The following is a 10,438-nucleotide window of genomic DNA, read 5'->3' as shown; positions in this document are numbered from 1 at the left end:
GCCCGCGTCAGGAATCGTTGCCGTCGAGGCTGTCGAGGTCGAGCGCCATGTCGATGAGGTGCTGGACGTCCATCTCGTCGATGGACTCCGCCTCGTCCTCGGCGCGGCTGGGGTCGGAAGTGGCGGCTTGCGGATCGGCCAGCCGGAGCAGCGTGTCCAGCAGCCCGGCCTCCCGGATCCGGCTCATCGGGATGGTGGCCAGGGTGCGGCGCAGCTCGGCGTCCTGCGGATCGAGGTCCACATCGGGCAGGGCGTGGCCGGGGCCGTGGCCCGGTCCGTCCGGGACCAGCTCGGTCAGCAGGTGCTCGGCGAGCGCGGCCGGGGTCGGGTAGTCGTAGACCAGGCTCGCGGGCAGCTTGAGGCCGGTGGCCGCGCCGAGCCGGGTGCGCAGTTCGACCGCGGTGAGCGAGTCGAAGCCCAGCTCGTTGAAGGCGCGCCCGGCCTCGACCTCGTCGGCGGAGGCGTGGCCGAGGGCGCTGGCCACATGGGTGCGGACCAGCTCCAGCACCGCGTCCTCGCGCTCGGCCGCGGACAGCCCGGCGAGCCGCTCGCGCAGGCCCGACGCGCCGTCGGCCGCCTTGTTCGCCGACTCGCCGTCGCCGCCGCCGCGCAGGACCTTGGCCACCTGCGGCAGATCGTCGATCAGCGGGCGGGGGCGGGCGGCGGTGAAGGCGGGGGCGAAACGCTCCCAGTCGACATCGGCCACCGTCACGGCGGTCTCCTCGCGGGAGAGCACCCGCTGGAAGGCGACCATGTTCACCTCCGGTGCCATCGGCGGCAGTCCACGGCGGCGAAGCTGCTCCTCGGCGTCACCCTCGGCGGCCATGCCGCCCTCCGCCCACGGGCCCCAGGCCACCGAGGTGGCGGGCAGGCCACGGGCCCGGCGCTGTTCGGCCAGCGCGTCGAGGAACGCGTTTCCGGCCGCGTAGGCGCCCTGGCCGCCACTGCCCCACACCCCGGCGATCGAGGAGAAGAGCACGAAGGCGTCCAGCGGATCGGCGTCCTCGCCGAAGAGGGCGTCGAGGTGGACCGCCCCGGTCGTCTTGGCCGCCACGATCCGGGCGAACTCGGGGAGTTCGGCGCCGGTGCCGGGCTCCTGGGAGATCCCGGCCGAGTGCACCACGGCCCGTACCGGGGTGCCGTTGGCCGCCAGCTTCTCCACCAGCGCGGCGAGCGCGTGGCGGTCGGCCACATCGCACGCCTCGACGGTCACGGCGGTGTCGGTGCCGGACAGTTCGGCCACGATCTCGGCCGCGCCCGGCGCGTCCGGGCCACGGCGGCTGAGCAGCACCAGCCGCTCCGCACCGTGGTCGGCCAGCCAGCGGGCCACATGCCGCCCCAGGGCACCCGTGCCACCGGTCACCAGCACGGTGCCGCGCGGCGTCCAGGGTTCGGCCGCCGCGGTGGCCGCGGTGCGCGGGACCGGGACGAGACGGCGTACGAAGACCCCGGTGGCACGGATCGCCACCTGGTCCTCGTCGTCCGACCCGGCGAGCACGGCCGCGAGCCGGTCCAGCGCCCGCTCGTCCACGGTCTCCGGCAGATCCACCAGACCGCCCCAGCGCTCGGGCTGCTCCAGGGCGACCACGCGGCCATAGCCCCAGACCTGGGCCTGGGTGGCGCTCTCCAGCCGGTCGGCGCCGCCGGTCGAGACCGCGCCGCGGGTGGCGCACCACAGCCGCGCCGGGGCGTCGTCGCCCCGCCGCGCCAGCGCCTCGGCCAGCGCACCGGTCAGCGCGAGGCCGACCGGCACCGCCGGATGCTCCGGGTGCGGCCGCTCGTCCAGCGCCAGCAGGGACAGCACCCCGGCCACCGGGCCGTCGGCCGACGCCGCGGCGAGGCGGTCGGCCACGGCGGCGGGGTCGGTGTCGGCGGCGTCCAGTTCGACGCGTACGACCCGCACGCCGCGGCGCGTCAGATCGTCGGCCACGGCGGTGATCCGCGGGTCGTCGGCGTGGGTCGCCGGGACGACGGTCAGCCAGGTGCCGGACGGGGCCGGGGAGCCCGACGGGCCGCCCTGCGGGCGCGGCTTCCACACCACGTTGTAGAGGTGGCCGTCGGCGGCGGACCGCTCGCGCTGGGCGCGGCGCCACGACGACAGGGCGGGCAGCACCGCGCTGAGCGGCTGGTCGCCCTCGACCCGCAGCTCACCGGCGAGCGACTCCCAGTCCTCGCGCTCGACCGCCTCCCAGAACCGAGCGTCCACCGCGTCCACGGCGCCTTCGGCCGGGGTCCCGGCCCCCAGGGTGTCCGGCCAGTAGCGGCGGCGCTGGAACGCGTACGTCGGCAGGTCGACGCGGTGGGCGCCGGTCCCGGCGAAGTACCCGGCCCAGTCCACCTCGGCGCCCCGGACATACGCCTGGGCGAGCGCGGTGGTGACGGTCTCGGCCTCGGGGCGGTCCTCGCGCAGCGCGGCGGCGAAGGCGGCGTCCTCGCCGGTCACACAGTCCTGGGCCATGGCGGTCAGCACGCCGTCGGGGCCGAGTTCGAGGTAGGTGGTGACGCCGTGGGCTTCCAACGTCCGTACGCCATCGAGGAAGCGGACCGCCTCGCGGACGTGGCGCACCCAGAAGTCAGCGCTGGTGATCTCCTCGGTGGAGACCAGCTCGCCCGTCAGGTTGGAGACGATCGGGATGCGCGGGGCCTCGTACGTGAGCCCCCGCGCCACCTCGCGGAACGCGTCCAGCATCCCGTCCATGCGCGGCGAGTGGAACGCGTGGCTCACGGTGAGCCGCTTGGTCTTGCGGCCCCGCGCCTCAAAACCGGAAGCGATCTCCAGAGCCGCGTCCTCATCACCCGCGATGACCACCGACGTCGGGCCGTTCAGGGCGGCGATCGAGACCCGCTCGGTGAGCAGCGGCGTCACCTCGTCCTCGGACGCCTGGACGGCGATCATCGCGCCACCGGCCGGAAGCTCCTGCATCAGACGGCCACGCGCCGCCACCAGCGTGCACGCGTCGGCGAGCGACAGCACACCCGCCACATGCGCGGCGGCCAGCTCACCGATCGAGTGGCCGGACAGGAAGTCCGGCGTCAGCCCCCACGCCTCGACCAGCCGGAACAGCGCCACCTCCACCGCGAACAACGCGGGCTGAGTGAACCCGGTCCGGTCCAGCGCCTCGGCGTCCTCGCCGAACAGCACATCCCGCAGTGGCCGTTCAAGGTGCGCGTCCAGCTCCGCACACACCGCGTCCAGCGCCTCCGCGAACACCGGGAAGACGTCGTACAGCTCACGCCCCATGCCGAGCCGCTGGCTGCCCTGCCCCGTGAACAGGAACGCCACCTTGCCACCGGCCACCGCGCCCTCGACGAGCCCCGCCGCACCGCGTCCCTCGGCCAGCGCCGCGAGCTGGTCGCCGAGGAGGTCGCCGTCCCGGCCGAGCAGCACGGCCCGGTGTTCCAGGGCGGCACGCGACGTGGCCAGGGAGTACGCGAGGTCGAGCGGGCGCGGCGCGTCGGCCCCGGCGGCCACGGAGGGGCGCAGCCGTGCGGCCTGGGCCCGTAGCGCGTCCCCGGTACGGGCCGAGACCGGCCAGGCGAGGACGGGCAGGGACCGCTCCGGGGCGGGCGCGGAGACCGCGTCCACGGCCGGGGCCTGCTCGATGATCGCGTGCGAGTTGGTGCCGCTGAAGCCGAACGACGACACGCCCGCGCGGCGCGGACGGCCGGTCTCCGGCCAGGGCCGGGCCTCGGTCAGCAGCTCGATGTCACCGGCGGTCCAGTCGACGTGCGGGGTCGGCTCGCTGACGTGCAGGGTCCGCGGCAGCACACCGTGCCGCATCGCCAGGACCATCTTCATGATGCCGGCGGCGCCCGCCACGGCCTGGGTGTGGCCGATGTTGGACTTCACCGAGCCCAGCCACAGCGGGCGGCCCTCGGGCCGGCCCTGGCCGTAGGTGGCGAGCAGCGCCTGGGCCTCGATCGGGTCGCCGAGCGTCGTCCCGGTGCCGTGGGCCTCCACGACGTCGATGTCCGTGGCCGACAGCCCGGCGTTGGCGAGGGCCTGGCGGATGACGCGCTGCTGGGACGGGCCGTTGGGCGCCGTCAGACCGTTGGACGCGCCGTCCTGGTTGATGGCGGTGGAACGCAGGACGGCGAGCACCGGGTGACCGTTCCTGCGGGCGTCGGAGAGCCGCTCCACCAGGAACAGGCCCACGCCCTCGGACCAGTTGGTGCCGTCGGCATCCGCCGAGAACGCCTTGATCCGGCCGTCGGCGGCCAGTCCGCGCTGCCGGCTGAACTCCAGGAAGGCGCCCGGGGTGGACATGACCGTGACGGCACCGGCCAGCGCGAGCGAGCATTCGCCACTGCGCAGCGCCTGCGCGGCCAGGTGCAGCGCCACCACCGACGACGAGCAGGCGGTGTCGATGGTGACCGCGGGGCCTTCGAGCCCGAAGGCGTAGGAGAGGCGGCCGGAGGCCACGCTGGAGGAGTTGCCGGTGCCGAGGTGGCCTTCGAGGCCCTGCGGCTCGTTCAGCCACAGCGTCAGGTAGTCCTGGTCGTTGGAGCCGATGTAGACGCCGGTACGGCTGCCGCGCAGCGTGCCCGGGTCGATCCCGGCCCGCTCGAACGCCTCCCAGGTGGTCTCCATCAGCAGCCGCTGCTGCGGGTCCATCGCGAGCGCCTCGCGCGGCGAGATCCCGAAGAACGAGGCGTCGAAGTCGGCCACGTCGTGCAGGAAGCCGCCCTCGCGGGTGTAGCTGGTGCCCTCGAGGTCGGGGTCGTCGCTGTAGAGGGTGGCGAGGTCCCAGCCGCGGTCGGCGGGGAACGGGGTGATGGCGTCGTCACCGGCCACCAGCAACTGCCACAGTTCCTCGGGCGAGTGCACCCCGCCCGGGAAGCGGCAGCTCATGGCGACGATCGCGATCGGGTCGTCGCGGTCCACCGCGCCGATCACCCGGTCGGGGACGTTCCCGTCGGCCGGGTCGCCGACGATCTCCTGGCGCAGATGGCCCGCCAGGGCGGTCGAGGTGGGGTAGTCGAAGACGAGCGTCGGCGGCAGCCGCAGCCCGGTGGCCTCACGCAGCAGGTTGCGCAGCTCGACGGCGGTCAGGGAGTCGAAGCCCAGGTCCTTGAACGCCCGGCCCTCCTCGACGGCCTGCGGGCCCGCGTAGCCGAGGACGGCCGCCACCTGCGTACGCACCAGGTCCAGCAGCAGCCGGTCCTGTTCGGCCGCGCTCAGCCCGGCCAGCCGCTCCGCCAGCGCGGAACCGCCGCCCGCGGCGGTGTCCACCGCGCGGCGCACCGGGACCCGCACCAGCCCGCGCAGCAGCGGCGCGAGCGCGCCCGCCGCGGCCTGGGCGCGCAGCGCCACGGCGTCCACGCGCATCGGGACCGGCGCCACCTCGTCCGTGGTGAGCGCGGCGTCCAGGAGCGCCAGGCCCTCCGCCGGGGACAGCGGCGGCAGCCCGGCGCGCCGCATCCGGCTGATGTCGGCCTCGTCCAGGCCACCGGCCATACCGGCGCCCGCCCAGGGGCCCCAGGCCAGCGAGACGGCGGGCAGGCCCTCGGCGCGGCGGTGTGCGGCGAGGGCGTCGAGGAAGGCGTTGGCCGCCGCGTAGTTGCCCTGGCCGGGGGTGCCGAACACGCCCGAAGCGGAGGAGAACAGCACGAAAGCGGTCAGGTCGAGGTCGCGGGTCAGCTCGTGGAGGTTCCAGGCCGCGTCCACCTTCGGGCGCAGGACGTGGTCGACGCGCTCGGGGGTGAGCGAGCCGATCACACCGTCGTCCAGCACACCGGCGGTGTGCACGACGGCCGTCAGCGGGTGCTCGGCGGGGACGGCGGCGAGGGCCGCGGCGAGCGCGTCCCGGTCCGCCACATCACACGCCGCCCACGCCACCTGGGCGCCCAACTCGACCAGCTCGGCGCTGAGTTCCTCCGCACCCGGTGCCTGGTCGCCGCGACGGCTCACCAGCAGCAGATGCCTGACGCCACGCTCGGCCACCAGATGCCGCGCCACCAGCCCGCCCAGCGAACCGGACGCGCCGGTCACCAGCACCGTGCCCTCGGCGTCGAAGGTGTTCTCGGTGGTCGTCTCTTCCGCGACCGGCACCCTTGCCAGCCTCGGGATACGGGCCACGCCCGCACGGACGGCGAGCTGTTCCTCCCCCGCCGCCAGCGCGGCCGGAAGCGCCGCGAGCGACGCGTCCTGGCCGTCGATGTCCAGGAGGACGAAGCGGTCCGGGTTCTCGGCCTGGGCCGTGCGCAGCAGACCGTGGACGGCGGCGCCCGCGAGGTCCGTCACCGGCTCACCGGCCTCGGTGGCCACGGCCCCCGAGGTCAGCAGGACCAGACGTGAGTCCGTGAAGCGGTCGTCGGCCAGCCACTGCTGCAGCAGGCCCAGCACCTGGGTGGTGGCCTGATGCGCCGTGGTGGCGGGCGAGGGGCTTTCCCCCACCCCGCCCCTTCCCGCAGCATCGATATGCGGCTCCGCCGCGTGGAGGGGCTCCGCCCCTTGAACCCCACCGGGGCTCCGCCCCGGACCCCGGTCCTCAAACGCCGGACCGGCTTGAATTGCCGCACCCGGACGTTCACGTGCCGGGCACACCACTACGTACTCCGGCAGCACCGTTCCCGAATCGACGGCCTCGCCCAGCGCGGCCAGGTCCGGGTACGCCGTGGCACCCAACCCGAACGCATCCGTGCCCAGCACCGCCCACCGGCCATCACCCGGAGCGTCGGCCACGTCAGCAGCTGCGGCCGTCGTCCACTCCACGCGGAACAGCGACTCGTGGTACGCCGCCCGCGCGGCCCGCACCTGCTCCGCCGAGACGGCGCGCAGGACCAGCGAGTCCACGGCGGCGACCGGCGCACCGGCGGCGTCCGCGATCTCCAGCCGGACACCGTCCGCGCCGCGCAGCTCCAGCCGCACCCGCAGCGCCGAGGCGCCGCTCGCGTACAGCGACACGCCGCTCCAGGCGAACGGCAGCCGCCCCTGGCCGTCGCCGTCGCCGAGGCCGTCCAGGCCGAGCGCGTGCAGCGCCGAGTCGAGCAGCGCCGGGTGCAGGCCGTACGCCTGCGCGTCCGACGCGGCGGACTCGTCCAGCCGGACCTCGGCGAAGAGTTCGTCCCCGCGCCGCCAGGCGGCCGTGAGCCCCTGGAACACCGGGCCGTACCGCAGCCCGCCGTCCGCGAGCGCCGCGTACAGCTCCTCCGTACGGGCCGCCTCGGCGTCCTGCGGCGGCCACGCGGTCAGCGCGAACGACGGCCGGGGCGCGCCCGTGGCGAGCACACCGTCGGCGTGTCGCGTCCACGGCTCCTCGGCCGGGGCGTCCTCCGCGCGGGACAGCACGGTCAGGGGCCGCCGTCCGGCGCCATCGGGCGCGCCGACCGTGACCTGCAGCCGGACGCCGCCGCGTGCGGGCAGCACCAGCGGGGCGTGCAGGGTCAGCTCGTCGAGAAGGTCGCAGCCGACCTGGTCACCGGCGCGGACGGCAAGCTCCACGAACGCCGTGCCGGGCAGCACCACCGCTCCCCGCACCACATGGTCGGCCAGCCACGGATGCGTATCCACACCCAGCCGTCCCGTGAACACCAGCCCATCGGTCTCCGCCAGCGGCACGGCAGCGCCGAGCAGCGGATGCCCCGCCAACTCCAGGCCCACGGAGGCCACATCACCCACGGATGCCGCACTCGGCTCCAGCCAGAACCGCTCGTGCTGGAAGGCGTACGTCGGCAGGTCAACGTGGTGGGCGTCCCTACCGGCGAAGTATCCGGCCCAGTCCACCACCACACCACGCACATGGGCACGTGCGACGGCCGTGGTCAGCGCCTCGGCCTCGGGACGGTCCGTGCGCAGCGCCGAGATGAACGCGGCGTCGGACGCGGAGTCGGTCACACACTCCTGCGCCATCGCGGTGAGCACACCGTCCGGGCCCAGCTCGATGAACGTGGTGACACCCTTGGCCTCAAGGGTGCGTACGCCGTCGAGGAAGCGCACGGCCTCACGGACGTGGCGCACCCAGAAGTCAGCGGTCGTGATCTCCTCGGCGGACACCACGCCACCGGTCAGATTCGACACGATCGGAATCTTCGGAGCCTCGTACGACAGCCCCTGCGCCACCTCGCGGAACGCCTCCAGCATCCCGTCCATACGCGGCGAGTGGAACGCATGGCTGACCGTGAGCCGCTTGGTCTTACGGCCTTGGGCCTCGAAACCGGCCGCGATCTCCAGCACCGAGTCCTCATCACCCGCGATGACCACCGACGACGGCCCATTGAGCGCGGCGATCGACACCCGCTCGTTCAGCAGCGGCGTCACCTCATCCTCCGACGCCTGCACCGCGACCATCGCGCCACCGGCCGGAAGCTCCTGCATCAACCGCCCACGCGCCGCCACCAGCTTCGCCGCATCCGCCAGCGACAACACACCCGCCACATGCGCGGCGGCCAACTCACCAATCGAATGCCCGGAGAGGAAGTCCGGCCGCAGCCCCCACGCCTCCACCAGCCGGAACAACGCCACCTCAACCGCGAACAACGCGGGCTGAGTGAACCCCGTCTGATCCAGCGCCTCAGCGTCATCCCCGAACAAGACCTCACGAAGCGGACGCTCAAGATGCGCATCCAGCTCCGCACACACCGCATCCAACGCCTCCGCGAACACCGGATAGGCGTCGTACAACTCACGCCCCATCCCCAGCCGCTGACTCCCCTGCCCCGTGAACAGGAACGCCGTCTCGCCCTCGGCGACCGCGCCCTCGATCAGCCCCGGCGCGGACTCCCCCCGCGCCAGCGCCTCCAGGCCCGCCGCCAGCCCGGCGCGGTCCTCGCCCACGAGCACCGCGCGGCGCTCCAGGGCCGCCCGGCCGGTGGCCAGTGTGTGGCCCACGTCGGCGGTGCCGAGGGCCGGTTCGCGATCGAGGTGGGAGGCGAGGCGCCGGGCGTTGTCGCGCAGCGCGGCCGCGTTCCTGGCGGAGAGGAGCCACGGCAGCACGGTGGCGGTGACCGGCGCGGCGTTCGCGGCCGGGGTGGCGTCCCCGTCCATGGCCGACGGCTCCTCGGCCTCCGGAGCCTCCGGCTCGGGGGCCTGCTCCAGGATGGTGTGGGCGTTGGTGCCGCTCACACCGAAGGCCGACACCCCGGCCCGGCGCGGCCTGCCGGTCTCGTCCCAGGGGCGGGCCTCGGTCAGCAGGGACACCTCGCCCGCCGTCCAGTCCACGGTCGGGGACGGCTCATCGACGTGGAGGGTCTTGGGCATGAGGCCGTGGCGTATCGCCATGACCATCTTGATGACGCCCGCGACGCCCGCCGCCGCCTGGGCGTGGCCGAGGTTGGACTTGAGCGAGCCCAGCCACAGCGGCCGTCCCTCGGGCCGCTCCTGGCCGTAGGTGGCCAGCAGCGCCTGCGCCTCGATGGGGTCGCCCAGCGTGGTGCCCGTGCCATGCGCCTCGACGACGTCGATCTCGGCGGCGGACAGCCGGGCGTTCTCCAGCGCCTGGCGGATGACGCGCCGCTGCGACGGGCCGTTCGGCGCCGTCAGGCCGTTCGACGCGCCGTCCTGGTTCACCGCGCTGCCGCGCACCACGGCCAGCACCTGGTGGCCGTTGCGCCGCGCGTCCGACAGCCGCTCGACCAGCAGTACGCCGACGCCCTCGGACCAGCCGGTGCCGTCCGCCGACGCGGCGAAGGACTTGCAGCGGCCGTCGGGGGCGAGGCCGCGCTGGCGGCTGAACTCCACGAAGACATCGGGGTTGGGCATCACGGTGACGCCGCCGACGAGGGCGAGCGAGCATTCGCGCTGCCGCAGCGCCTGAGCCGCCCAGTGCAGCGCGACCAGCGACGACGAGCACGCGGTGTCGATGGTGGCGGCCGGGCCCTCGAGGCCGAAGGTGTAGGCGATACGGCCGGACAGCACGCTGGTGGCACCGCCGGTGAGCAGCAGGCCCTCCAGTTCCTCCGGCGCGCCCTGGACATCGGAGCCGTAGCCCATGGCCGAGGCGCCCACATACACGCCGGTGCGGCTGCCCTTGACGGACGTCGGGTCTATCCCCGCGCGCTCGAACACCTCCCAGGACGTTTCCAGCAGCAGCCGCTGCTGCGGGTCCATGGCGAGCGCCTCACGCGGCGAAATGCCGAAGAATCCGGGGTCGAATTCGGCGGCGCCGTCGAGGAATCCGCCGCCGCTGTTGTAGAAGGTGCCCTTGCGGTCGGGGTCCGGATCGGCCAGTCCCTCGATGTCCCAGCCGCGGTCGGCGGGGAATCCGGAAATGGCGTCGCCGCCCTCGGCGACCAGTTTCCACAGATCCTCGGGCGAGCCGACGCCACCGGGGAAACGGCAGCTCATCGCCACAATGGCGATCGGTTCCTGCGCGTCCGCCTCCACCTCGGTCAGGCGGCGACGGGCCCGGCGCAGCTCAGTGGTCATCCACTTCAGATTGTCGAGAAGCTTCTCTTCGTTCGCGCTAGCCACGGAAACGTCACCTCCTGAGGTCAGTTG

The 10,438-nt window shown here is 74.2% G+C and carries 1 protein-coding gene; it reads right to left on the bottom strand.

The genetic code is table 11. The features are described 5' to 3' along the window. Positions 1-7: 7 nt before the first annotated feature. Entirely contained in the window at positions 8-10,411 is a 10,404-nt protein-coding gene (locus ACZ6TD_RS30320) for a type I polyketide synthase (RefSeq protein WP_471343245.1), read from the bottom strand. Positions 10,412-10,438 lie beyond the last annotated feature (27 nt).

Source organism: Streptomyces yongxingensis (assembly GCF_055597465.1).
The sequence above is the reverse complement of the archived record's forward strand: the minus strand, read 5'-3'. Positions and strand labels throughout refer to the sequence as shown.